The 23864-nt window shown below is 32.2% G+C and carries 22 protein-coding genes and 1 tRNA gene; 12 read left to right on the top strand and 11 right to left on the bottom strand.

Annotation, left to right across the window (positions count from 1 at the left end):
• Positions 1 to 87 precede the first annotated feature (87 nt).
• Positions 88 to 2448 (bottom strand): TonB-dependent receptor, encoded by a 2361-nt coding sequence (locus BUC03_RS08630; RefSeq protein ID WP_073150453.1) that lies wholly within the window; start codon positions 2446 to 2448, stop codon positions 88 to 90.
• A gap of 92 nt (positions 2449 to 2540) precedes the next feature.
• On the opposite strand from BUC03_RS08630, the gene BUC03_RS08635 reads away from it, so the two are divergent.
• The 4 genes from BUC03_RS08635 (at position 2541) to BUC03_RS08650 (ending at position 5716) form a co-directional block, all read left to right on the top strand.
• Positions 2541 to 3197 (top strand): metal-dependent transcriptional regulator, encoded by a 657-nt coding sequence (locus tag BUC03_RS08635; RefSeq protein WP_073150456.1) that lies wholly within the window; start codon positions 2541 to 2543, stop codon positions 3195 to 3197.
• Between the two features lie 2 nt (positions 3198 to 3199).
• Positions 3200 to 4024 carry a ZIP family metal transporter gene (locus tag BUC03_RS08640; RefSeq protein WP_073150459.1) on the top strand — a complete coding sequence of 275 codons (825 nt, stop codon included), beginning with the start codon at positions 3200 to 3202 and terminating at the stop codon, positions 4022 to 4024.
• Between the two features lie 18 nt (positions 4025 to 4042).
• Positions 4043 to 4453 (top strand): hypothetical protein, encoded by a 411-nt coding sequence (locus BUC03_RS08645; protein ID WP_073150462.1) that lies wholly within the window; start codon positions 4043 to 4045, stop codon positions 4451 to 4453.
• Positions 4454 to 4516: 63 nt separating this feature from the next.
• The gene (locus BUC03_RS08650; protein ID WP_143159165.1) at positions 4517 to 5716 is read left to right on the top strand and encodes an acyltransferase family protein; all 1200 of its coding nucleotides are present in this window, start codon (positions 4517 to 4519) and stop codon (positions 5714 to 5716) included.
• Positions 5717 to 5829: 113 nt separating this feature from the next.
• Here BUC03_RS08650 and BUC03_RS08655 read toward each other — a convergent pair whose 3' ends face one another.
• The 5 genes from BUC03_RS08655 to BUC03_RS08670 all read right to left on the bottom strand — a co-directional run bounded on the left by BUC03_RS08655 (position 5830) and on the right by BUC03_RS08670 (position 9521).
• Positions 5830 to 6213, bottom strand: a complete 384-nt coding sequence (locus tag BUC03_RS08655; RefSeq protein ID WP_073150465.1) for a VOC family protein — start codon at positions 6211 to 6213, stop codon at positions 5830 to 5832.
• A 75-nt stretch (positions 6214 to 6288) separates the two neighbouring features.
• Entirely contained in the window at positions 6289 to 6429 is a 141-nt protein-coding gene (locus BUC03_RS15110; RefSeq protein ID WP_143159166.1) for a FeoB-associated Cys-rich membrane protein, read from the bottom strand.
• 6 nt (positions 6430 to 6435) lie between these two features.
• On the bottom strand, positions 6436 to 8535 hold the full coding sequence (gene feoB / locus BUC03_RS08660; RefSeq protein ID WP_073150468.1) for a ferrous iron transport protein B: 2100 nt from the start codon (positions 8533 to 8535) through the stop codon (positions 6436 to 6438).
• A complete protein-coding gene (locus tag BUC03_RS08665; protein WP_073150471.1) occupies positions 8535 to 8765 on the bottom strand; it encodes a FeoA family protein in 231 nt (76 codons plus the stop codon). Before BUC03_RS08665 ends, feoB begins: the two co-directional genes overlap by 1 nt.
• A gap of 78 nt (positions 8766 to 8843) precedes the next feature.
• The gene (locus BUC03_RS08670) at positions 8844 to 9521 is read right to left on the bottom strand and encodes an SCO family protein (RefSeq protein WP_073150474.1); all 678 of its coding nucleotides are present in this window, start codon (positions 9519 to 9521) and stop codon (positions 8844 to 8846) included.
• A 166-nt stretch (positions 9522 to 9687) separates the two neighbouring features.
• Between BUC03_RS08670 and rseP the strand changes: the two genes are divergently transcribed.
• The 4 genes from rseP to asnB all read left to right on the top strand — a co-directional run bounded on the left by rseP (position 9688) and on the right by asnB (position 13797).
• Entirely contained in the window at positions 9688 to 11031 is a 1344-nt protein-coding gene (gene rseP / locus BUC03_RS08675) for an RIP metalloprotease RseP (protein WP_073150477.1), read from the top strand.
• A gap of 87 nt (positions 11032 to 11118) precedes the next feature.
• Positions 11119 to 11192, top strand: a tRNA-Asn gene (locus BUC03_RS08680).
• 381 nt (positions 11193 to 11573) lie between these two features.
• Positions 11574 to 11750: a hypothetical protein gene (locus BUC03_RS15185; protein WP_159432709.1), complete on the top strand. Its 177-nt coding sequence runs from the start codon at positions 11574 to 11576 to the stop codon at positions 11748 to 11750.
• Positions 11751 to 12111: 361 nt separating this feature from the next.
• Positions 12112 to 13797 (top strand): asparagine synthase B, encoded by a 1686-nt coding sequence (gene asnB, locus BUC03_RS08690; protein ID WP_073150482.1) that lies wholly within the window; start codon positions 12112 to 12114, stop codon positions 13795 to 13797.
• 217 nt (positions 13798 to 14014) lie between these two features.
• Here asnB and BUC03_RS08695 read toward each other — a convergent pair whose 3' ends face one another.
• Complete coding sequence (locus tag BUC03_RS08695) at positions 14015 to 14560, bottom strand: hypothetical protein (RefSeq protein ID WP_073150485.1); 546 nt, start codon at positions 14558 to 14560, stop codon at positions 14015 to 14017.
• A gap of 99 nt (positions 14561 to 14659) precedes the next feature.
• On the opposite strand from BUC03_RS08695, the gene metG reads away from it, so the two are divergent.
• The 3 genes from metG to BUC03_RS08710 are packed head-to-tail and all read left to right on the top strand — an operon-like array spanning position 14660 to position 19099.
• Positions 14660 to 16738 carry a methionine--tRNA ligase gene (gene metG / locus BUC03_RS08700; RefSeq protein WP_073150488.1) on the top strand — a complete coding sequence of 693 codons (2079 nt, stop codon included), beginning with the start codon at positions 14660 to 14662 and terminating at the stop codon, positions 16736 to 16738.
• Between the two features lie 9 nt (positions 16739 to 16747).
• Complete coding sequence (locus BUC03_RS08705) at positions 16748 to 18190, top strand: hypothetical protein (protein WP_073150490.1); 1443 nt, start codon at positions 16748 to 16750, stop codon at positions 18188 to 18190.
• Positions 18191 to 18196: 6 nt separating this feature from the next.
• Complete coding sequence (locus tag BUC03_RS08710) at positions 18197 to 19099, top strand: histone deacetylase family protein (protein WP_073150493.1); 903 nt, start codon at positions 18197 to 18199, stop codon at positions 19097 to 19099.
• A 106-nt stretch (positions 19100 to 19205) separates the two neighbouring features.
• Here BUC03_RS08710 and BUC03_RS08715 read toward each other — a convergent pair whose 3' ends face one another.
• The 3 genes from BUC03_RS08715 to BUC03_RS08725 form a co-directional block, all read right to left on the bottom strand.
• Positions 19206 to 20048 carry a ferritin-like domain-containing protein gene (locus BUC03_RS08715; RefSeq protein ID WP_073150496.1) on the bottom strand — a complete coding sequence of 281 codons (843 nt, stop codon included), beginning with the start codon at positions 20046 to 20048 and terminating at the stop codon, positions 19206 to 19208.
• A 42-nt stretch (positions 20049 to 20090) separates the two neighbouring features.
• The gene (locus BUC03_RS08720) at positions 20091 to 20831 is read right to left on the bottom strand and encodes a ferritin-like domain-containing protein (protein WP_073150498.1); all 741 of its coding nucleotides are present in this window, start codon (positions 20829 to 20831) and stop codon (positions 20091 to 20093) included.
• A 134-nt stretch (positions 20832 to 20965) separates the two neighbouring features.
• Positions 20966 to 21298, bottom strand: coding sequence for a single-stranded DNA-binding protein (locus tag BUC03_RS08725; RefSeq protein ID WP_073150501.1), 333 nt, complete (start codon positions 21296 to 21298; stop codon positions 20966 to 20968).
• Between the two features lie 174 nt (positions 21299 to 21472).
• On the opposite strand from BUC03_RS08725, the gene BUC03_RS08730 reads away from it, so the two are divergent.
• Positions 21473 to 22249 carry an amidohydrolase gene (locus BUC03_RS08730; protein WP_073150504.1) on the top strand — a complete coding sequence of 259 codons (777 nt, stop codon included), beginning with the start codon at positions 21473 to 21475 and terminating at the stop codon, positions 22247 to 22249.
• Here BUC03_RS08730 and BUC03_RS08735 read toward each other — a convergent pair.
• Complete coding sequence (locus BUC03_RS08735) at positions 22236 to 23852, bottom strand: Ig-like domain-containing domain (RefSeq protein ID WP_073150507.1); 1617 nt, start codon at positions 23850 to 23852, stop codon at positions 22236 to 22238. The two genes, BUC03_RS08730 and BUC03_RS08735, sit on opposite strands and share 14 nt — an antisense overlap.
• Positions 23853 to 23864 lie beyond the last annotated feature (12 nt).

Genomic DNA, 23864 nt, shown 5'->3' on the forward strand with positions numbered 1-23864 from the left:
ACTTATTTAAAGGCGAACACCTTCTAGAAAAAGAAGGTGCTCTTGAACAACCAAAAAGCTTTAGATCAACAAAACTTATTGGGGTTATTATTGATTATGTAGATTACCAAATTTTATTCCAAAGAAAAATGTTCTTGGCTGTGCTGGCCCATATACGTAATCAGAATCTCTTGTAGCACCGGTATCAAAATCATCTTGGTAACTATTAAAGATATTTTTTACTCCTCCAAAAATATTAACTTGAAGGTTTTCTGTCAAATCAATATGATGATTCAGTTTTAAGTTTATATCGTAAAAAGGATTACTCTCATTAAGTCGTAAAAACCCAGTGTCACTTACAACTAAAGGCACTGTCATTTCTCCGGTATAAGTACCTGTAATATCAATACTAGACTCTTCTAGAACCGTAATATTTGTATTTAAATAACCGTATATATTTGGGTTTCTTACAAAATCTTTTATCAAAATATTAGTTTCATTAGGGTTGCTTCCATCGGCTTCAAAAAGAAGTTGGTCTTCACTATATTTAGACTCTTGTATAGTCCCTCCCATTTGAAATGCAAATTTAGAAGAAGGGGAAATACCTATTTCAAAATTAGCTCCTGCTACGTGTGCGCCACTACCGTTTCTTACTTCTTCTAAAATAGACCCGTTTGGTAAACTAGAACCTGTACTTACGGTGGTAAACGGGTTTTCAAGATTTGTGTAAAACCCTTCTAGTAAAAAGTTAGTCTGTAGTTTTTTAAAATTTTTAGAGTAATTTAAAGAAGCAGTAAAAGCATTAGAATATTCTGTTTCTAAATCTTCAGACAAAATGACAAACTGAGGCTCACCTCCCACAGAAGAAATATGTAAATCTTCATTAAAAGCTTGCGGAGCTCTAAAACCACGAGCATAACCTCCACGTAAACGCCAATTTTCTGCAAAAGTATACATCATTGTTAACCGCGGACTTAGTACTGCTTGGTCTATATTAGAGGTTCTATTTACATTTTGTACGCTGTAATTTCCTTCTACGTTTACATAATCAAATCTACCACCTATCAATGCAGAAAATTGTTCTATTGGTTTCCATTCATATTGAGCAAATGTTCCTAATGAGTATACTTCTTGATCTATAAAACGATTGTAACCCGCAATATCATCTTGGGTGTTATTTAAGTTATACTCGGTCCCAACGGTTAGTATATCGTTATTTTTAAAAAACCTAGTGTATTGGCCACCAAACAATAAGGCCAAATCATCTGTATTACCATAAGCATTAGCAGCAATTATAGAGTCTTGCGCAGTTCTGCCACCACCTAAACCGCCATAATAACTTTTTCTGTCTGTATGCTGTCCAGATGCATAGACAGAAAAATTATTAGTTTTCTCATCATTACTAATTTCATAAGTAAGTCCTCCCATAAGTGTGTTATGGTCTAATTCTTCTGTAATGTCTGTTAGGTGGGGTGCTAAATCTAGTTTGTTTCCTCCACGTCTATATTCCTCAATAGCAGTTATGTCTAAACTAATTTTGCTATTATCATTTGGTTTAAAAAATGTTTTAGTACCTAAACTTGTATTGGTTAGTTCTGTTAATTCGGTAAAACGATCTCCGTTAGCATCATAACTATCACGATCTCTTTTCATACCGTAAACGGTAATACCGCTTCTTAAATCTTCACTCACTACAGTAGCGTTAGCATTAAAAGTTCTGTCTGGTACTTCTCCATCTATTAGTCCAAAATTAGAAGATACTTCCCAAGAATTTAAAATAGGGTCTTTAGTAATTATATTAACGGTTCCTGCAATTGCATTAGAGCCATACAGAGCAGAACCACCACTTCTTACTACCTCAATTCTATCTAATATAGAAGTAGGTATTTGCTCTAAACCGTAAACACTATTTAATGCACTAAAAACGGCACGACTGTTAATTAGTACTTGTGTGTAGCTTCCGTCTAATCCGTTAAGTCTTACTTGCGTAAAGCCACAATTTTGGCAATTAGTTTCTACACGAACTCCAGGCTGATAATTTAAACTTTCTGCCACAGCAATAGATTGTGTTGCATTAAATAGCTTTGGACTCAAAACATTTACTACCACAGGTGTTTTCTTTACATTAACTCTGTTTCTAGTTGCGCTAATTACTACATCTTCTAAGCCTAACATATCTTTTTGTAGTTCAATATTTAGATTTTTTGATTGGTAATCTGCTGTGGTAAAAGTGATAGTTTCTGTTTTAAACCCTACGGCTTGAATTTTAAAAGTATAAGTACCAGGTGCAATCTCTAAATAATACTCTCCATCTAAATCTGCAGAGGTTCCTTTTGTGGTTTGTGTAATAGTAATATTAGCAAATGGGACGGGGTTTCCTTCAGAAGTTACTTTTCCTTTTAAACTAGTCATTTCTTGTGAAAAGCCTACTATGGAGAAAGTTAAAATTAAGAGTTGAATTATTTTCATTAAGATTTGTTTTGTGTAAATTAATTTTTAGACAAATCTAAAAATTTGTTTTTAAATAAAAAAATGTATTTTTGTGGAAGTAAAAAAATGAGATGACACTTTCTGAAGAGAATTATTTAAAAGCAATTTTTAACCTACAACAAGAAACAGATAAAGGGGTTTCTACTAATGCTATTGCAGAGTTTATGGACACAAAGGCTTCATCTGCAACAGATATGATTAAAAGACTTTCTGAAAAGAAACTTCTTATATATAAGCCTTACCAAGGAGCCAGACTTACAGATAAAGGAAGAATGCACGCGGTTAAAGTAATAAGAAAGCATAGGCTTTGGGAGACTTTTTTGGTTGAAAACTTAGAATTTTCTTGGGATGAAGTGCATGAAGTAGCAGAACAATTAGAGCATATAGACTCTGATAAATTGATAAAACAGCTAGATAAATTTTTAGGCTACCCTAAAAATGACCCGCACGGAGATCCTATTCCTGATGAGAATGGAAATATTGCAACCATAGAAAAGAAAATATTAGCTGAATTACAAAAGAATGATGAAGGTATTTGTGTAGGAGTAGACGATTCTTCTTCTGCATTTTTAAAATATTTAGATAAATTAAATATTTCTTTAGGAAATAATATAAAAGTAATAGAGAAAGAAGCTTTTGATAATAGTATGTCTATAGAGGTAGATGGAAATAAGCTTACTATATCTAGCTTGGCTTCTAAAAATATTTACATTAAAAAAACAAAATAATTATGTACGATAATCTGGTGGACTATTTAGGATCTATAGATCCTGTACTAGCAGCTTTTTACGCTACTCTCTTTACTTGGGGGCTAACAGCTGTAGGAGCTTCTTTGGTTTTTTTCTTTAAAAAAATGAACAGAAAACTTTTTGACGGTATGCTGGGCTTTACTGGAGGTGTGATGGTGGCTGCCAGTTTTTGGAGTTTATTAGCGCCTGGGATAGAAATGAGTCCGGGAGAGGGTTTTGTAAAAACAATACCTGCTCTTGTTGGTTTTGGGATGGGAGCTCTTTTTATTTTTTCATTAGATAAAGTATTACCGCATTTACACGTGAACTTTAAGATGAGTGAAAAAGAAGGAATAAAAACTCCGTGGCATAAATCTGTATTACTAACCTTAGCAATTACGCTACATAATATACCAGAAGGTTTGGCTATTGGTGTTCTTTTTGGTGGTGTAGCTGCTGGTTTTGAGGGGGCAAGTATAGGTGGAGCAGTAGCATTAGCTATTGGTATTGGAATTCAAAATTTTCCAGAAGGTTTTGCAGTGGCAATGCCTTTACGCGGACAAGGTTTAAGCCGTTGGAAAAGTTTTAATTACGGTCAACTTTCTGCAATTGTAGAACCTATTGCGGCTGTTATTGGAGCTTATGCCGTGATGACTTTTCAGCCAATTTTACCTTACGCATTGTGTTTTGCAGCAGGAGCGATGATTTTTGTAGTAGTAGAAGAGGTAGTGCCAGAATCTCAGCAAGATAAATACACAGATATTTCTACATTAGGTTTTATTGGTGGTTTTATGGTCATGATGGTTTTAGATGTTGGTTTAGGATAAAATATATTATATTTAAGAATGAAAAAAATCTTATTTATACTTACTATGTTCTTTTTTTTAGGGAGTTACGCTCAAGAAAAAAAAGAAATAACAACACCTGTTTTAACTGTTAAATTGTTAAAAGGCGAGGCTTATAGCTGGGATAACTACAGTATCTTGTTTAAAGAAGTGGTAGCAGATTCTAGATGCCCTAGTGATGTTACGTGCGTTTGGGCAGGTGAAGCCAAAATAAATATAACATTAACCCAAAATGGAAAGCTAATAGACTCTCAAGAAGTGGTACTTGCTAACTCTGAGAAAAACGTAACCTCTTTTTATTTAGCAGAAAAATCTTTTCGAGTGTATGGTTTAATGCCTTACCCAACTACCCAAATGAAAAAAGAAAAAAATATTGATTATTCTATTCGTTTAGAAATTCCTTCAGAATAATTGTTTATATACTACTGTATACAAGTTGATAATTGGGACGCTTACTGAAATTTAGAAATATAATTGAATCAACAAAAGAATAAAACTGAACGAATACACTCATTAGACTCTTTGCGTGCGATAATGATGCTTTTAGGGTTAGTTTTGCATTCTGCATTGACTTACAACATAACAAACCACGGAAATGCTTGGGGAATTAAAGACCCTAAATCAAATTATATTTTGACTGACTTTCTTGTTCTTTTTATACATTCTTTTAGAATGCCAATTTTTTTTCTTGTTGCTGGTTTTTTTGGTTCTATGCTATTTTATGAAAGAGGTGTTGTTAATATGCTGAAAAATAGAGTATGGAGAATAATTTTTCCTTTTATTATCTTTTTATTTTTACTTTCACCAATAATATACTTTTCCTTTAGTTATACGAATGCTGTTTTTGAAAATCAGGAAAATCCATTTATTACTACAATTCAATTGTTCTCAAATATTGTAGTTTTTCTACCAAAAACAACTTCTCATTTGTGGTTTCTTTACTATTTAATTTTTACTACTTTAATTTCAGTATTACTTGGTTTGTTATGTGAAAAATTAAAAATAGATAACAGAATAAGTAATACTTTTAATTGGCTAATTCAAAAACCTGTAATACGTGTATTGTTTTTTTCAACTTTTACATTTTTTATTTTAAGCTCGCTGGAAACTTCAATGATAAATGCTTCAGTTTCTTTAATACCAGATTTAAGTACATTCGTGTATTATTTTTTCTTCTATATCATAGGTTGGATACTTTTTAAATCAAAAAACCTTTTGAACAACTTTATGAAATATGATTGGCAATGTACATTTTTAGCAGTTACCCTTGTAATTACCCAAGGCTTACTAATTCAATATTCTGGAATGAAATTGAACCCAAATTCAAATTCTACAATATTAATTTTATTCAATTCTTTAATAGTTTGGTTGTTTATATTTGGTATAACGGGACTATTTATTAGGTACAGCAGTAAACACTCAAAAATAATGCGTTATATTTCTGATTCTTCTTACTGGGTTTATTTAATTCACTTGCCATTAACCGCAATCATTCCTGCATTTATTTGGGAATTGCCAATTCCTGCTTTAGGTAAGTTTATAATTGTACTTGTATTAACCACTTTAATTTGTTTTGTGACTTATCACTATTTGGTAAGAAGTACTTTTATTGGAAAATTTTTAAATGGAAAAAAATATCTGAAAAAGAAAAAACCAGTGGGCAACATAGTATAATATCACATTTACAGCTTTTTGCCTTGCGGAAGCAACCGTGCAAGTATTAAAGTATTAGTTTTTAATCAAACTGCACAGATTAGTATATAAGCTCTATTTATAAAATAAAGTATTTAGATATTGTTGTTTACTTCTATCCAATATCCGTCAGGGTCTTGAAAGTAAACTTGTAAAATGCCATCTTTACGAATATAATCTTTGTTGGGAGAGTTAATCCAATCTGAGTATTGAATGTTTAATTTATTTAAATGGTCAATAAATAAATCTAAGTTTGGAGTAGCGAAAGCAAAATGAACCGCTTTATTTGTTTTTATTTCGGCATCTGGACGCGGAATAAGATGAAGCTCTTTCTTCTCATTTATAGAAAGCCATCTAGTTTTAGAGTTTGAAGCTGTGTTTTCAATTTCTTCAAACTGAAATATTTCTTGATAAAATTTAAAAGAGTTGTTTACATTTTTAACAGATAAGGCTATATGATTAAAAGAAAAAGTAAACATTATATTTTAATTTAAAATGAAAAATCTAAAAACATGGCAGTTTGTAAATTTAAAAAATTGAAAATAAACATTTTTTTAATGGCAACCACAATCAGATTTTCCACAAGCACTAGCATTATTTTGAGTTGCTTTTTTAGGTGTTTTCCAGAAAAACTTTTTAATTAAAAACCCTACAGCAATTAAGAATGTAATAAAAACTAAAATTTCTTGTATCATAATTTTTTATTTTAAAAATTGAAATGCAGCTAATGCTGCTACGTAAGCTATACCAGACATGAAAATTAATTGCAATGCAGGCCATTTCCAAGAATTGGTTTCTTTCTTTACAATAGCTAGCGTACTCATACATTGCATTGCAAAGGCGTAAAATAATAGTAAGCTTATTCCGCTAGCGAAATTAAATAAAGGTCCGCCTAAAATAGGGTTTACCTCTGCCGCCATTCTATTTTTAATGGTTTTTTCTTCATCACTACCTACGCTGTAAATAGTAGCTAAGGTACCTACAAATACTTCTCTTGCAGCAAAAGAACTAACAATGGCTATACCAATCTTCCAATCGTAGCCTAAAGGTTGAACAATTGGCTCTATTCCTTTCCCCATAATACCTATATAGCTATTTTCTAGCTTTACAGAGGCTACGTGGTTTTCAAATTCTTGCGTAGAAAGCTCGTTGCCAAATTGCTCTGTTACAATCTTTTCAGCATTGTTAAAATTATCACCAGGTCCGTAACTAGCTAATACCCATAATACAATAGAAATTGCAAGTATTATTTTACCAGCACCAAAAACAAAGGCTTTTGTTTTTTCAATTACTGTAATTGCAACGTTTTTAAAAAGTGGCAATTTGTAATCTGGCATTTCTATTACAAAGTAGTTTTTGCTTTTTATTTGCAAGATTTTGTTTAAAACCCAAGCAGAAAAAACTGATGCGCCAAAACCTAATAAGTATAATAGCATTAAAGTGATGCCTTGTAAATTAAAAATACCAAGAAAACGCTCGTCAGGTATCACAAGGGCTATAATTATAAGATAAACAGGAAGTCTTGCAGAGCAAGTGGTAAAAGGAACCACTAGTATGGTAATTAAACGTTCTTTCCAGTCTTCTATATTTCTAGTAGCCATTACTGCAGGGATTGCGCAAGCGGTACCAGATACTAATGGCACTACACTTTTACCGCTTAAGCCAAATTTACGCATCACTCTATCCATCAAAAATACAACTCTACTCATGTATCCGCTTTCTTCTAAAAGTGAAATAAATAGAAATAGAAATGCAATTTGTGGTATAAAAATAACTACACCCCCTAAGCCTGGTATAATTCCTTCAGAAATTAGATTGGTGAACATCCCTTCTGGTAAAATAGATTTAGACCATTCTCCTAAAAATGCAAAGGTGCTGTCAATTAAATCCATTGGGTAGCTAGACCAATCATAAATTGCTTGGAACATTAACAATAAAATTCCGAAGAAAATAAAATAGCCCCAAACTTGATGGGTAAGTATTTTATCTAGTTTAGATCTTAAATCTGTAGCTGCGTTAATATCTTTTTTAAAGGTTTCTTTTAATACACCGTTAATAAATTGATATCTAACTATAGTTTCTTTTTGCTGAAGCCTTTTTAAGTCACTTTTCTTTTTGGTTTCAAAGTCACTAGCTTTTTCTATTTCAATACGGTTAAGGTTTCCAAAATTTACATCTTGTGTAATTACCAACCATAATTTATAAAGAGATTGGTTAGGGAAAGCTTTTCTTAAAGCATCAAAATAATCTGGTGCAATAGTAGATGCGTTTACGCAAGGCTCTAAGGTGATGTTTCTGTAGTTAACAATTAACTCTTTTAACTCTTCAATACCTGTTTTTTTGCGAGCACTAATTAAAGCTATTTTGGTTTTTAGGCGTTTTTCTAGAAGTTCTACGTCAAGAGTAATCCCTTTACGCTCCATTCTGTCTGCCATATTTATCACTAAAATGGTAGGAATACCTAAATCTTTAATTTGTGTAAAGAGAAGTAAATTTCTTTTTAAATTTTCTACATCACTTACTACTACCGCAACGTCTGGAAAATCTTTATCATTTTTATTAAGTAATAACTCAATAACAATATTTTCATCTAAAGAAGAGGCGTTTAAGCTATAAGTTCCTGGAAGATCTAAAATATGAGCTTTTAAATTTCTAGGTAATTTGCAAATACCTTCTTTTTTTTCTACGGTAATTCCTGGGTAATTCCCTACTTGTTGGTTTAAACCGGTTAAGTGATTAAATACAGAGGTTTTACCTGTATTAGGGTTTCCTATTAAGGCTACATTTATTTGTTTTGGCATTACTCTACAACTTCAATTTCAATCAACAGTGCCGTTTCTTTTCTAATCGCTAAATGACTTCCGTTTATATTTAGGTACATAGGGTCTCTAAATGGTGCAGTTTGTACTAATTCTAATTCGTTACCAGGTAAGCAGCCCATTTCTAATAATTTTAGTGGAATATCATCATTAGAGAATTTTTTAATAATTCCCTTTTGTCCTTTTTGTAAAGAGGCTACTGTAAACTTCAAACCTTATTTAGATTAAATTGAAACAATACAAAAATAGAATAAATTATACTCTTAGAAAAGCTTGCGGAGTGAAAAGACTTATTTGTGGTTTTCTAGTTTTTTTAAGATTTCAACATCTTCCATTAGTTTTTCAATAGCTTCAGGGTCTGTGCCATCGTAAAAACCTCTTACTCTCTTTTTTTTATCAATTAAAGCAAAGTTTTCTGTGTGCACCATATCATATTTACCACCATCTCCCTGTGATTTTGCTACTAAATAAGATTTTCTAGCTAAATCATAAATTTGCTTTTTATCTCCGGTCACTAAATTCCATTTACTATCAATTACTCCTTTCTTTTTTGCGTAACGTTTTAATTGTGCCACGGTATCAATTTCTGGAGTTACTGTGTGTGAGAGCAGCAAAATTTCAGAATCATTTTTATAGCGTTCTTGAATTTTTGCCATATGGTCTGTCATAATAGGACATATACTTTGGCAGGTTGTAAAGAAAAAATCTGCAATATAAATTTTGTCTTTATAGGTATCTTGAGTAATTGTATCTCCATTTTGATTTACTAATTTAAAATCTGAAATAGTGTGATACTTTCTTATATATTGTACGGTGGTGTCTACCAATTCTGTATTCACCATACTAGGCTGGTAAACGGGTAAAGAAGGTTTTGGTTTTAAAAGTTGGTAGATAATAGAGATAATAATTGCAGAAAGTACAAAGAGTACAATAGCAAAAAACTTATATTTTTTAAAAAACTTGAGCATAACACCTGTAACATTTATTACAAAATTACAACCTATTCTCTAGAAGAAGTTTTTTTTGGTTAAATATTTGCTATGAAAACGGATATTGAAAGAGATTTTTTTCTAGGCAAATTTAAAAGTTTACTTTTGTGCGATTTTTCACAACAAGAATATTGAAATAAAGACTATGAGTCCATTTTTTATAAAAGCTATTCAGCTAATTTTAAGTTTATCAATTTTAATTGTATTACACGAATTGGGTCATTTTATTCCGGCCAAATTATTTAAAACTAGAGTAGAGAAATTCTATTTATTTTTTGATGTCAAGTTCTCCCTTTTTAAAAAGAAAATTGGCGGTACAGAGTATGGTATTGGTTGGTTGCCTTTAGGGGGGTATGTAAAAATATCAGGAATGATAGATGAGAGTATGGATAAAGAGCAAATGGCAAAACCACCACAACCGTGGGAGTTTAGAAGTAAGCCAGCTTGGCAACGATTAATTATAATGATTGGTGGGGTTACTGTAAATATTATTTTAGGTTTTCTTATTTACATGATGGTGCTTTTTGTTTGGGGAAGCCAAGAGATGAGTAATGATGGTATACCTGACGGTTTAATTGTTTCTGAAACGGTAGAGAAATACGGATTTAGAAATGGAGATAAGATCACCAAAATAAATGACGAAGAATTAGATAATATTCTTTCTATGAATGGTGGTTTAAAAATAAACCGTTATTTAATGATGCGTGATGTAGAAACAGTAGAAGTTTTACATGCAAACGGAAATAAAGAAACTATTCAAATTCCAGAAAATATAGGAGAAGAACTTTTTAAAGCAGGAGATATGTCTCCTTTTGGTTTAAAAGTAGATCCTCTGTTAAGTGAAGTAGAAAAAGGAACCCACGCAGATAAAGCAGGTTTAAAAGCAGGAGATAGAATTGTAGCCTTTAATGGTACGCCTTTAGCTACTTGGCAAGAATTTGAAGATCATAAAAAAGAAAACTTAGATAAAGAATTTACTATAGAGGTAGAGACAGCAAATAAAGAAAGAAAAGAATTAGTGGTTTCTACAGATTCTACTGGCGTTTTTGGGGTAAGAGTAAATCCGTTTAACAGAATTACACCAAATGAAAAAGAATATTCTTTAGGAGAGAGTTTTGTAGAAGGGTTTGATTATGCGTATTGGACACTTCATGATTATGTAGCACAATTTAAATATGTATTTACTAAAAAAGGAGCTAGCCAAGTAGGTGGTTTTGGTGCTATTGGTAATATGTTTGCTCCAGTTTGGGATTGGCATAGCTTCTGGATGACAACAGCTTTAATATCTATTATATTAGCTTTTATGAATATTTTACCAATACCTGCATTAGATGGGGGGCACGTAGTATTTTTACTCTATGAGATTATTACAGGAAGAAAACCTAACGATAAATTTATGGAGTATGCACAAATGGTTGGTTTCTTTATTTTAATAGCTTTAGTACTGTATGCAAACGGTAATGATTTGTACAGATATATTTTTGATTAAAAAAAATTAAAAAAAAGTTTTGTGAATTGTAAAAAGTGATTATATTTGCAACCGCTAAGCAATTAAAACGCAAAGCAAGACATAAACTCCTCTTTAGCTCAGTTGGTTAGAGCATCTGACTGTTAATCAGAGGGTCCTTGGTTCGAGCCCAAGAAGAGGAGCGAAAATTAAAAGCCTTACAGAAATGTGAGGCTTTTTTTATGCGTTATATTTTTTTTTCTAGTTATAGGTGAATAATAGTTAAAAATGACATTAAACTTTTTTAAAGATGAGTTTCTAGATCTTTTGCATTTTAATCTATGTTCTTGTTACGCTTTTAATATACAACAATCAGAGTTATTTAAGGAAATGCTAGATTGGACTCAAATCTTCTCTAATCAAATGATAGATTAGAAGTTTCTAAAGAAAAATAGAAAAGCAAATAAGAATGTAACTTTAGGAGTTTTATTTCCTAAACGAGCAGAATTACCAAAATGTCACTATAGTTTTAATTATGAAATTTGTGAGTGTTCTAGTAGAAATTGGTATAATGAAAATTGGGAATGAGAAGAGGTTTATTGCGAAATGATTATTTTTTATCATTAGAAAATCCAGATTTTGATTGGATTATGAGGCAGATAGTAAATTCTATTAATGAAGAGATGTTAGCAGATTTATTACTTAAAAATTATGGAGACAATAACTTATTAATCTATAATGATATAATATTAAAAAACTAAAATTATAAAAATAAAAAACCGCTACTCCTAGCGGTTTTTTGTTAGTTGTAAAGTGGTATTAAACACTTTGGTAAATGCGTTATGAAAGCATTATCTACTTCATAAAGATACTTAAAAATAATGCTAAACAAAATTTCAAAGGTGTTAATAATTGACACTGTTGTTTTTCGTAATTAAAACCCTGTTTATTGAAAAAAAACAAATTAAACCCTTGTTTTGTTAAGGTATCTTTAATAGTTAGGGTTGATGTGAAATAAAGGGTGTCTTGTAAAAAAAAAACTCTATATTAGTTAATTCAACAAAGTCAACTCTTAAAAGAGAGTTGATTTTTTATTTACTAATTTTTTAAAACGTAACTATTATGTGCGGAATTGTTTGTGCTTTCGATTTAAAGGAAGCCTCTGAAACATTACGACCTCAGTTACTGGAAATGGCGAAATGTATTCGTCACCGTGGTCCAGATTGGAGCGGTGTGTACAGTAACGAGAAGGCCATTATGGCGCATGAGCGCTTGGCGATTGTAGATCCTACTTCAGGAAAACAACCTTTGTTTTCTGAAGATGGTAATTTGGTACTTGCTGCCAATGGTGAAATTTATAATCACTTAAATCTACGAAATCAGCTAAATGGTAATTATAATTTTCAGACCAATTCTGACTGTGAAATAATTTTAGCACTTTATAAAGAAAAAGGAGTTAATTTTTTAGACGATTTAAACGGTATTTTTGGCTTTGCGCTTTATGATGCAGAGAAAGATGAATATCTTGTTGCTCGTGATCATATGGGGATAATCCCGCTTTATATTGGTTGGGATGAAAACGGAACTTTCTATGTAGCTTCAGAGTTAAAAGCGCTAGAAGGAAAATGTATGAAGATTGAATTGTTTCCTCCAGGGCATTACCTATCTAGTAAAGAAGAAGGTTTCCAAAAATGGTATGAGCGTGATTGGATGGAGTATGATAATGTAAAAGATAATGAAACAAATATTCAAGAATTGCGTGAAGCTTTAGAAAAAGCAGTACACCGTCAATTAATGAGTGATGTCCCTTACGGAGTTTTATTATCTGGAGGTTTAGACTCTTCCATTACTTCAGCTTTAGCAAAAAAATATGCGCAAAAGCGTATAGAAAGTCAAGATACAGATGAGGCTTGGTGGCCACGTTTGCACTCATTTGCTATCGGGTTAGAAGGTTCGCCAGATTTAGCAGCAGCTAGAAAAGTAGCAGATCATTTAGATACCGTACATCACGAAATTAAATTTACCATACAAGAAGGTTTAGATGCTATAAAAGACGTAATTTATCATTTAGAAACTTATGATGTTACTACCGTAAGAGCCTCTACCCCTATGTATTTAATGTCTCGTGCTATTAAAGCAATGGGTATAAAAATGGTACTTTCTGGAGAAGGTTCAGACGAAATTTTTGGCGGTTATTTATACTTCCATAAAGCACCAAATGATAAAGAGTTTCATGAAGAAACTGTACGTAAGTTAGATAAACTACATATGTACGATTGTCTACGAGCTAACAAATCTCTTTGTGCTTGGGGTATAGAAGGTCGTGTGCCATTTTTAGATAAAGAATTTATGGATGTTGCTATGCGTATAAACCCAAAAGACAAAATGATTAATGGGGAGCGTATGGAAAAATGGGTGCTTCGTAAAGCTTTTGAAGATTATTTACCAGAAAGCGTAGCTTGGCGCCAGAAAGAACAATTTTCTGACGGTGTAGGTTATAGCTGGATAGATACCTTAAAAGAAATGGTTAATGAGAAAGTAAGCGATGAGCAATTAGCCAATGCACACTTTAAATTTCCAATACAACCACCAAGTAGTAAAGAAGAATATTACTACCGTTCAATTTTTTCAGAACATTTCCCAAGTGATGCTGCAGCTATGTCTGTGCCATCTGTACCATCTATAGCTTGTAGTACACCAACAGCATTAGAGTGGGACGAGTCTTTTAAAAACATGAACGATCCTTCTGGTAGAGCAGTAGCTAATGTACATAGCGATGCGTACAAAAAAAACCAAGAAGTAGAATAAACTTTCTCATTCAAAATATAAATCCCTAAAGGCATTTAGCTTTTAGGGATTTTTTTATGGCGCTACCACAAGGGTCGGGCTGTACGCTATATCTTTTTTTGCTACCGCATAAAAAAGGATGCCGCTGCCATCCCTAGCGCAATTGTCAATTAATATTGTAGCAAAAAAAAGAGGAAAGTAATTAACTTTCCTCTCTGTAAAATTTATTATGCTTTGCTTAGTTAGTAATAAGACTTCCTCTATAAAATAAAGAAACCTCGCTACCATCTTCAGTAGTTCCTTCAAAAGAAATTTCATAAGTACTACCATTTTCAGAAATAACTACATCTCCAGAAATTATTTCATGATAAGAATCTGCGTCTCCATTTTCAATATTATAGTTAATCTCAATTTCCCCATTAGTATATGTAAATGCATCAGAGTCTGCAGTACCTTCATAGCTATAAGTTCCTGTAGATAAATCATCAGCATTATCAGACCATAATTCAAAATAAACAGTGTTAAAAACCGTATCTTCTGGAGTTTGTACTCCATCTTCACTTGTAACAACATCTGTATCGGTTAAAATAATATCAAAATTGTAAGATCCGCCTTCGTAAGAAACACCGTAATCGTAAATTACACCTGATTCAAGTTCGTAATTTACTCCGTCAATCATTAAGTAGTTGTCATCAGAGGTGTTACCGTTGTCGTCGTCACTATCACAAGAGATAGAAGAAATTGCTACACATACAGTTAATAGCATTAAGTAAATGTTTTTCATAATGTTAAATGTTAGATTATTTTCTGCGAATATAATCTATTGTTCTATATATAGAAACTAAAGCGCTTTTATTACCTTTACGCCTTTAAAAATCAAAACATGAGTACACCAAAAAGATATACAATTACAGCAGCATTACCTTATACTAACGGTCCAATTCATATTGGGCATTTAGCAGGAGTGTATGTACCAGCAGATATTTATGCAAGATATTTAAGGCAGTTAGGTAAAGATGTGGCATTTGTTTGCGGTAGTGATGAACACGGTGTGCCAATTACTATAAAAGCAAAAAAAGAAGGTATAACACCTCAAGATGTAGTAGATAAGTATGATGGTATTATTAGAAAGTCTTTTCAAGATTTTGGAATCACTTTTGATAATTACTCTCGTACCTCTTCAGATATTCATCACCAAACTGCATCAGATTTTTTTCAGAAATTATACGATGAAGATAAATTTATAGAAGAAGTTACTCAACAACTTTATGATGAAGAAGCGCAGCAATTTTTAGCAGATCGTTTTGTGGTAGGAACTTGCCCTAAATGCGGTTTTGAAGAAAGCTACGGAGACCAATGTGAAAAATGCGGAACTTCACATAATGCTACCGATTTAATTAATCCGAAGTCGGCAATTACCGGAGCAACGCCAGTTTTAAAAGAAACACGCCACTGGTTTTTACCTTTAGATCAATACGAGCCATTTTTAAAAGAATGGATTTTAAAAGAACATAAAAAAGATTGGAAATCTAATGTATACGGTCAATGTAAATCTTGGATAGATGATGGTCTTCGTGCTCGTGCGGTAACTCGTGATTTAGATTGGGGTATACCTGTGCCCGTAGAAGGCGGAGAAGGTAAAGTGCTTTACGTTTGGTTTGATGCACCTATCGGGTATATTTCTGCCACCAAACAATGGGCAGAACGTGAAGGGAAAGATTGGGAACCTTACTGGAAAGATGAAGATACTAAGCTAGTACATTTTATAGGGAAAGATAATATTGTCTTTCACTGTATTATTTTTCCAGCAATGCTAAAAGCTCACGGAGATTATATTTTACCAGACAATGTACCGGCAAATGAGTTTTTAAATTTAGAGGGTAACAAACTTTCTACTTCTAAAAATTGGGCAGTTTGGTTACACGAATATTTAGAAGACTTCCCAGGAAAAGAAGATGTGTTGCGTTACGTGTTAACTGCCAACGCTCCAGAAACTAAAGATAATGATTTTACGTGGAAAGACTTTCAGCAGCGTAACAATAGTGAATTGGTAGCCATTTTTGGTAATTTTATAAACCGAGTTGTTGTTTTAACTAACAAATATTACGACGGTAAAGTGCCAAGCCCGTCAGATTTATCTGAAATAGATCAGCAAACTTTGGCAGAGCTAAAAGCCTACCCAGCAGTAATTGCTAGCTCTATAGAGAAATATAGATTTAGAGAAGCTCAAGTAGAGTTGATGAATGTGGCTAGATTAGGTAATAAATATTTAGCCGACGAAGAACCTTGGAAAACTTTTAAAACAGATAAAGAACGTACACAAACTGTAATGTATGTGGCGCTTCAAATAGCTTCTGCTTTAGCAACTTTAAGTGAGCCATTCTTACCGTTTACTTCAGAAAAGTTGAAAAAAATGCTGAATCTAGACGATGTAGTCACCTCGAGCGGAGTCGAGAGGTCTTGGAATGATATTTCAACAGATAAAATTTTGTTACCAGAAAATCATCAAATAGGTAAAGCAGAATTGTTATTTGCCAAAGTAGAAGATGATGAAATGCAGAAACAACTAGATAAGTTAGAAGCTACTAAAAAAGCAAATGCTACAGAAGTAGCAGAGGTTGTTCCGCAAAAAGAATTTATTGAGTTTGACGATTTTACCAAACTAGATCTTCGCGTAGGTACTATTATTGAAGCTGAAAAAATGCCGAAAGCCAAAAAACTTTTAATATTAAAAGTAGATACAGGGATAGATAAAAGAACCATTGTTTCTGGTATTGCAGAGCATTTTAAACCAGAAGAAGTTATTGGTAAAAAAGTTAGTGTGGTTGCTAACCTAAAACCTATTAAACTTCGTGGTACTTTAAGTGAAGGAATGATTTTAATGACAGAAAATGCTGAAGGAAAATTAGTTTTTGTAAATCCAGACGAAAACGGAGTAACTAGCGGAACCGTAATTTCTTAAACCATATTTATGCGAATAATTTTAGCCTTTATTGCAAGCCTTATTTTTCAAATTTCTTTTGCTCAAGAAGAAGTTTATAAAGAAAGTACAACTCATAAGATCGATGAGATTATTAGTGTTGTAGATGAAGAAACGGGGCAAACCGTCCTGTTAAACTTCCATTCTAATGGCATTCAGGCTAACTTATTTAATTCAGAGTTTAAAAAATTAAAGTCCATAGAAGTAAGAAGTTTGCCTTATAAGTATTCAGCTTTAATAGGTTTTCAGCTTCAAGAAGAAAAGTTATTGGTGTTAATGACCAACGATAATCGTCGAAATTATGCTTTTGCAACTTTTGATTTTAATCACGGAATTCTTTCTACAAAAGAATTAGATTTTAAATTAAAGCGAGAGCATTATTTAGCCACTTTAAGTAGAAATAATAAGATTTATATGGTAAGTGCGGCTAAAAAAGGTTCACAAATGAATATTTATGAGTTTAACGCCAACCAAGCTGAACCATTTAAAAATGAAATTAAATTTCCTGAAGATACCTTTATCGATCGTTTCGACAGATCGGTAGATTTTTATGATGTGTTGCGTGGTAGTGAGAACAATACTATTGATCAAGTTATTTCTGAGCCGGTGGTAATTAATAAAGAAATACCAAGTAGTATTGAAGAGACGCAAGTGCCATTTAAACTTTACCCTCATCAAGATGGTTTTAAACTTAGTATTGATGCGGGTATCGATTATACGACCATTGTCGATGTTTCTATCAAACAAATGAGTGCCAAAGCGCAAAAGTTTGATTACGAGATGCCGGAAGAGAAATTTGGTACACGCATGAAAACCAATAGTTTTATTTATGAAAATAAACTATTTCAGTTTTCTTTAGATACAGAAAAGGCAAAACTAAAGCTTATTGATTTAGATAGCGGAAAATTATATAAAGAGTTAGTTTTTGATCGAGAAGACGAATTAAAAATTGCCAATACACCAATCGTTCAGTTGGGCGGAAATGGTTTTAAACAATACCGAGAATTAGAAACCGCCAATCAATTCTTTAGAAAAACTTTAAATGATGCAGAGCTTGGGATTGGCGTGATCGAACGTGATGGTCTTTATGAAATTACCTTCGGAAATTTTAAAGCAATCGAATCAAATTATTTCTATATGTATAATGGAAATTCATTACTTGGTGCTGCAATTGCCGGTGGTTTATCGGCTTTAGCTAATCAGTTTTTAAATTATAGAGTTACCAAATCGGTTCAGTTTACAGGACTTTTTACTAAAGAGATGACTCACGCTGAAGGAGAAGTAAAAGCTAATATTTTTGATGAAATTTTCGATTTTTCTGAAGAATTTAGAATTGATGAAGAAACCTTTTTTCAAATAAAAGATCATTACTACTACACGTATTTCGATAAAAAGCAAGGCTTCTATTCGGTTTATAAATTTCCTTTGAATTAGTCGTAAATGCTCAAAATCGCATTTCATCCCAGTTATGTATATCCGTTGCCGCCAAAGCATCGGTTTCCGATGGAAAAGTATGAGTTGCTTCCGCAGCAATTATTGTTAGAAGGTACTTGTGATGAAGCTAATTTTTTTGAGCCTGAATTGCCCAACGATAAATACATTTGTGCGGTTCACGATCCCGATTATTATTACAATTTTCTTAATTTAAAACTATCTCAAAAAGAAATTAGAAGAACTGGTTTTCCGCTCTCTCGTGCTTTAGTAGAACGGGAACGCCTAATTGCTGGCGGAACAATAAAAGCATCTGAGTATGCCTTACAATACGGAATTGCCTTTAATATAGCTGGTGGTACGCATCACGCCTATACTAATCGAGGTGAAGGTTTTTGTATGCTGAACGATCAAGCAATTGCGGCAAAATATCTTCAGCAGCAAAAATTAGCTGAAAAAATATTGATAATAGATTTAGACGTGCATCAAGGCAACGGAACAGCAGAAATTTTTGAAGACGACGATTCGGTATTTACGTTTTCAATGCACGGCGAAAAAAACTATCCTTTTAAAAAAGAAAAATCAGATTTAGATATAGGTTTGCCAGATGATACAAAGGGAGAAGAATATTTAAAAATTTTAAAAGAAACGCTTCCGCAGTTATTAAAAGAAGTAAAGCCAGATTTTGTATTTTATTTAAGCGGTGTAGATGTGCTTGAGACAGATAAATTAGGTAAACTAAGTTTAAGTATTAAAGATTGTAAAGAACGTGACCGTTATGTTTTGCAGACTTTAAAAGATTATAAATTACCTGTGGAGTGTAGTATGGGTGGTGGTTATTCTGTAGAAATAAAACATATTGTAGAAGCGCACGCTAATACTTATAGATTGGCACAAGAAATATTTTTTTAAAAGTAAATACATTATAAAAAATACTTTTTCAGGTATTTGTAAAAGAAAAAATAAAAAGAGTGCTTTTGTGGGGAGCACTCTTTTTGTTTGCAAAAACTAATGCTAATTAAGATACAATAAATAGACTAGCAATTGCTACAGACTCATCTCCAGTTAAAATTTCGTCATAAGCTTCTGTAGCGGCATCTAAGGTAAAAGGTGACCCATCACCTAAATCTGTAGTGATTATGGTAGCTTGATCAATATTTTCTTCTCCATTATAAACGGCTTGTGTTGCTTCTGGCATTCCTGCTCCTCTTTGGTTTTGAGTAATCCACCCTTTAAGACCTCTTAACCTTCTAATTTCTGAAGCGTGTCTTGCTTCTACAGAGTGTATTTGTAAAGCAGCAGTTAATAAATCATCATTACCCATTAATGCACCTGCTTGTCCTTTGTAAGCTCGTACACCTGTATCTTCAAAAGCTTGTGCTAGTGCTAGTAATTGAGCATAAGATGTAGCCGCATCTCCTTGCGTATTAAAAGGGTCAAAAGCTCCTCCAGCTGTAAAATCAAAAGTAGGTTCTGCTACAGGTGTTTCGCCTAAACTTACTAATGTATCTTCTAATAAAGTTACGTGAGCAGATTCATGCATAGAGATTTGCTCGTATATAGCGGTAGACATACCTGTGTTATCTTGGTCTAGCACATTAGAATTTAAAGCTTGTAAATAAAAACTAGCTTCTAAATATTCTAAAGTTAACGCTAATTGTAATGCATCTACCGCTTCATTGGTTTGAAACATAGTTGCGGCTTTAGCTTTGTTAGATAAAGTAGCCAAACCAAAGGGAACAGCAGCTATAGCAGCTTTTTTTCCTAAAGAAGAAAAAGTACTAAATGCGTCTCTTCTAGAAGCTCCTTTTTGAGTTAGATTTTCTGAGGTAAATTCGTCTAAAAATTTTATAATATTCATAGTGTTTTGTTTAAAATTATTGAAAAAAGTAAGTGGTTTTAATTACGGTAATTGGTTAGCTGTAAACGGAGTAACAATAAATCCGCCAGCAGCATTAATAATTACAGATGGGTTTTCTGCTCCATCTAAACCTGTGGTTGGGTCTACAGCGTCATCTCCTGCAAAAAGTTTAAAATCACCCATATCTCCACCTATAATACTTCTAATAGCAGCTGCATGTCTTGCTTCTACAGATACAATTTTACCTGCAATAACCAAGTATGCTGCTGTTTCAATAATTTTACCAGCACCATTATATGCTTTTACTCCCGTATCTTCTAAAAGTTGTGCAGTAGCCAGTACAGAATCTCTGCTTGAAAAATCTACACTAGAAAAATCAAATTCTAAACTTTCTGGTAAAACTAATTCTGCATCAAAATTTGCATTTAATGCTGTCTTAAAAAACTCTCTATGGTTAATTTCGTGGTTATAAAGGTCTTGAAGAATTTCTTTTTCTTCTGCTACTGCTCCAGACCAGTAAGAGCCATTAACCACCTTAGTATAAAAATCTGCTTCTAACTGTTCTAAAGCGTAAGCATAATTTAGAACTCCTAAATCTCCCCCGCCTAAATCAAAAGTTGTTGGGTCTGGATCTGTTGTTGGAGTAGAAAAATCATCATCATCACTACAACTTAAAATTAAACCACTACCTGCAATTGCAAGTCCGCTCATCTTTAGAAACTGTCTTCTTTTATTACCTTTTCTAGTAATAAGATGATCTACTTTTACATTTTTGTTCTTCATAATAAATAAGTTTTGTTGATCTATGCAAAACTTACGTAGGTAAAACAGTTGTGGTTTTTGTGTAAAAGTTAAAGTTTTGTTAGTAAACTAAAAAAGCTATCTAATTGCAAGTGATTATTTGATGTTTTCTGTAATTATTTATTAATCATTAAAAGTTCTTGTGCTATAATTTCTGTGATATACTTTTTCTCTCCAGTTTGTGACTCATAGCTTCTAGTAGCCAGTTTACCCTCAATAATTACTTCTTTACCTTGAGACAAGTAATTTTCTACAATTTCGGCAGTTTTACCCCAAGCAACTATATTGTGCCATTGTGTGTCTGTTACTTTTTCTCCATTACTTTTTTTGTAAACCTCATTAGTTGCTAAAGAGAATTTAGCTAGTTTTTTACCACTTTCTAAATTAATGATTTCTGGATTGTTCCCTAGATTACCAATTAACTGTACTTTGTTTCTTAATGCATTCATAATTAAAAATTTTTATATGCTGAATTTCATTAGTTCCATTCAGTGAGGCAAAGATGAGAAGAAGAGCAAGTGGTAGTTGGTTAATAAGTATTTACTTGCGTTTGTTTTCGTTTTTAAACGTTTGTAAACGGATATTCCTCTTAGAAATCAAATAAATTTTTTACATTTAATCTTATGGAAAATCTTACTGTTACAATAATTCAAGAAAATTTAATTTGGGAAAATTCAGAAGCTAATCTTAATTTGTTTTCAGAAAAAATAAACCTTCTAAAAGAAAAAACGGATTTAATAATTTTACCAGAGATGTTTACTACAGGTTTTTCTATGAATGCTGAAGTTTTAGCAGAAGAAGAGCAAGGTAAGACTTTAGCTTGGTTGCAAAAAACAGCTACAGAGCAAGAGGCAGCTATTACTGGTAGTGTAATTATTAAGGAAGAAGGTAATTATTATAACCGTTTATTTTTTGTTTTTCCTAATGGTGATTATAAAGTCTACAATAAAAAGCATCTTTTTACATTAGCTAAAGAGCAAAATACTTATTCTGCTGGCAGTAAAAGGTTAGTGGTAGAGTATAAAGGATGGAAAATTTGCCCGCTTGTTTGTTATGATTTACGTTTTCCTGTATGGGCTAGAAATACAGTAGATTTTGATTTACTCTTGTATGTAGCAAATTGGCCTAAAAAAAGAGTAGAAGCTTGGAACACGTTACTTAAAGCTAGAGCTATAGAAAATATGTGTTATTTAGCAGGAGTAAATAGAGTTGGTTTTGATGGAACAAACCACGAATATTCAGGGCATTCTGTGGTGTATGATATGTTAGGAAAACAATTATCTACTTTGAAAAATGATATAATATTTTCAGAAACTTTACATTTAAATAAATCTCATCTTTTAGAAACCAGAAAACGCTTTGCATTTTTAGATGATAGAGATAGTTTTACTTTAACCTAAACTGCTCTACCACATCCCAATTTGCCCTTACTTCAATTTTACCAGGATAATAAATAATTTCTTCAGGTTGTACACCTTTCAAGTAATTACCAGTATCCCATTTAGCATTATTATTATTGTCGTAAATAACTCTTAAAAGGTATTCTGCAGGTTTTATATAAGTGAAGTTAAATACATTTCCATCTTCTTCTTGATGAATAATTTCTTTATACAGCTCTCCTTTATCATTAGTTAATTGTACAATAACGGGATAAGATTTAATGTTAGTTACGGTTATGTTTAAAGCTCCCAAATCTGCAAAATCTGGAGTTTTTACTCTAAAATTTAACGTGTCATTTGTGGCGTTATAAAAATCTGTTAAGGCTCCAGGTAAAAGCTGAATATTAAAAATTTGTTTTTCTTCTTTTGGGAAATTTATACTATATGTATTTTTTCTCTTTTCAAATGAATATTCAAAATTTAAAGGGATAGAGTCTTGGTTTATTATATTAACGTATGAAGTGTCTAATTTTGTTAAAGGTATATTTGCTGAAATTTTAAAAGGAGTATCTACATCTATTGTACCTTTAGTAATGGCACTTACTGTTAAAGAGTCTCTTTTCATATCTTTAATCTTGGTAAGAACGGTATCTACGTATTTTTGGTTAGTAACTTGAAATACTAAGCTATCTACTTCCATAAAAGGTTTGTACCAATAATGTAATGTATCTTTTTCTGTGTCTTGTAAAATACGATATTCAAAATCTGGCGTGGTTTCAGAAATTACATTTATTTTAGTACTGTCTGCATTACCTTGATAACCAAATATTAAATGATTTTTAGAAATCTGTTTAGGTCTTTCTGCCTTATAATTTAAAACTTCTTTAAAAATAGAAGTGTTGTATTTTTTTGAAGAAGGTATAGTGATAAGGCTATCTAGAAAACCTATTTTGTCATTGCTAGGGTCAAATTTATAATTTTGGTTTTTGTCTAATAGAGCTACCATTTTGTAAACGCCAGCCTTCATATTATCTACTGTAAACGTATTTACAGTATCTTGTGTAGAAGATATATAGGTTGGCAGTTTATTATAAACAACAGAATCGTTATAAGTGGAGTCTACTTCATAAAGCATAATAGAAACAAACTCGTCTGTTTTATTGCTATAGGCATCTTTTATAGAACCACTAACAGATAAAGAATCTATATAACTACCTGTAGAAAATACATATTTGTAAAAAGATAGTGGGTTTCCTTCATTATTATCTTGTATACTATTTCCAAAATTTATTGTGTAAGTAGTGTTTTCTAAAAGAGTATCTGTAATTTTTATTTTCACCTCTTTGCTAGCAGAACTTAAAGGATACGTTTCTGCTTTAGGATCCATAGGTGGAGATATAATTATTTGTTTTTGCGCATTATTAAGTTTAATGTACTCATTAAACGTTATTATAATTTCATTTGCTTTAAAATTAGTAGAGAAATTTTCAGGATTAGCTTTAATTACTACAGGAGGTATAGAATCTATTGGTCCGCCTTGTGGCATTCCTCTTTTAGCACAATTAAAAAAGAAAGTAAAGCTAATAAGTAATAGAAAAGTATAAATAAAGCGTTTAAGGTTCATCTGCTAAAATTT

The sequence above is a fragment of the Mesonia phycicola genome (assembly GCF_900141885.1).
In the GTDB taxonomy this organism is placed as follows: Bacteria; Bacteroidota; Bacteroidia; order Flavobacteriales; family Flavobacteriaceae; genus Mesonia; species Mesonia phycicola.

Excerpts from the sequence above, each read along its gene's own strand:
- BUC03_RS08630 (WP_073150453.1), bottom strand. The coding sequence starts at position 2,448 with ATGAAAATAATTCAACTCTTAATTTTAACTTTCTCCATAGTAGGCTTT.
- BUC03_RS08635 (WP_073150456.1), top strand. The coding sequence starts at position 2,541 with ATGACACTTTCTGAAGAGAATTATTTAAAAGCAATTTTTAACCTACAA.
- BUC03_RS08640 (WP_073150459.1), top strand. The coding sequence starts at position 3,200 with ATGTACGATAATCTGGTGGACTATTTAGGATCTATAGATCCTGTACTA.
- BUC03_RS08645 (WP_073150462.1), top strand. The coding sequence starts at position 4,043 with ATGAAAAAAATCTTATTTATACTTACTATGTTCTTTTTTTTAGGGAGT.
- BUC03_RS08655 (WP_073150465.1), bottom strand. The coding sequence starts at position 6,213 with ATGTTTACTTTTTCTTTTAATCATATAGCCTTATCTGTTAAAAATGTA.
- BUC03_RS15110 (WP_143159166.1), bottom strand. The coding sequence starts at position 6,429 with ATGATACAAGAAATTTTAGTTTTTATTACATTCTTAATTGCTGTAGGG.
- feoB (WP_073150468.1), bottom strand. The coding sequence starts at position 8,535 with ATGCCAAAACAAATAAATGTAGCCTTAATAGGAAACCCTAATACAGGT.
- BUC03_RS08670 (WP_073150474.1), bottom strand. The coding sequence starts at position 9,521 with ATGCTCAAGTTTTTTAAAAAATATAAGTTTTTTGCTATTGTACTCTTT.
- rseP (WP_073150477.1), top strand. The coding sequence starts at position 9,688 with ATGAGTCCATTTTTTATAAAAGCTATTCAGCTAATTTTAAGTTTATCA.
- BUC03_RS15185 (WP_159432709.1), top strand. The coding sequence starts at position 11,574 with ATGAGAAGAGGTTTATTGCGAAATGATTATTTTTTATCATTAGAAAAT.
- asnB (WP_073150482.1), top strand. The coding sequence starts at position 12,112 with ATGTGCGGAATTGTTTGTGCTTTCGATTTAAAGGAAGCCTCTGAAACA.
- BUC03_RS08695 (WP_073150485.1), bottom strand. The coding sequence starts at position 14,560 with ATGAAAAACATTTACTTAATGCTATTAACTGTATGTGTAGCAATTTCT.
- metG (WP_073150488.1), top strand. The coding sequence starts at position 14,660 with ATGAGTACACCAAAAAGATATACAATTACAGCAGCATTACCTTATACT.
- BUC03_RS08705 (WP_073150490.1), top strand. The coding sequence starts at position 16,748 with ATGCGAATAATTTTAGCCTTTATTGCAAGCCTTATTTTTCAAATTTCT.
- BUC03_RS08710 (WP_073150493.1), top strand. The coding sequence starts at position 18,197 with ATGCTCAAAATCGCATTTCATCCCAGTTATGTATATCCGTTGCCGCCA.
- BUC03_RS08715 (WP_073150496.1), bottom strand. The coding sequence starts at position 20,048 with ATGAATATTATAAAATTTTTAGACGAATTTACCTCAGAAAATCTAACT.
- BUC03_RS08720 (WP_073150498.1), bottom strand. The coding sequence starts at position 20,831 with ATGAAGAACAAAAATGTAAAAGTAGATCATCTTATTACTAGAAAAGGT.
- BUC03_RS08725 (WP_073150501.1), bottom strand. The coding sequence starts at position 21,298 with ATGAATGCATTAAGAAACAAAGTACAGTTAATTGGTAATCTAGGGAAC.
- BUC03_RS08730 (WP_073150504.1), top strand. The coding sequence starts at position 21,473 with ATGGAAAATCTTACTGTTACAATAATTCAAGAAAATTTAATTTGGGAA.
- BUC03_RS08735 (WP_073150507.1), bottom strand. The coding sequence starts at position 23,852 with ATGAACCTTAAACGCTTTATTTATACTTTTCTATTACTTATTAGCTTT.